1 protein-coding gene is annotated in these 320 nt (G+C 54.4%); it reads right to left on the bottom strand.

Features of this window, described 5'->3' with window-relative positions; all coding sequences use genetic code 11:
* Nucleotides 1-30 precede the first annotated feature (30 nt).
* A partial coding sequence (locus tag FDX22_RS03615) for a carbonic anhydrase (protein ID WP_304571752.1) occupies nucleotides 31-320 on the bottom strand: 290 nt, incomplete at its 5' end.

Below are 320 nucleotides of genomic sequence, written 5' to 3'. Positions count from 1 at the left end.
AAGGCGTGACCGCCACCCGGCAATATCACCTTACTTATGGTTGCTGTGCTTCTGGCTGAGGTTCGACAACCCCTGTCGGTAGCGTTGCTCCAGTGTTTCGCGGCTGGTAGCCGTGACGTCCAGATCGCGCAGCAGACCATCATGAATACCGTAAGCCCAGCCGTGAATTGTCACTTTCTGACCGCGTTTCCAGGCTGAACGCATAATGGTTGAGTGGCCCAGGTTATAGACCTGCTCCATAACATTCAGTTCGCACAGGGTGTCCATGCGACGTTCCTGCGGCATTTCGCCCAGCAGTGAGCTGTGTTTAAACCAGATAT

The sequence above is a fragment of the Citrobacter sp. TBCS-14 genome, assembly GCF_005280805.1.
GTDB lineage: Bacteria > Pseudomonadota > Gammaproteobacteria > Enterobacterales > Enterobacteriaceae > Citrobacter > Citrobacter gillenii.
The sequence above is the reverse complement of the archived record's forward strand: the minus strand, read 5'-3'. Positions and strand labels throughout refer to the sequence as shown.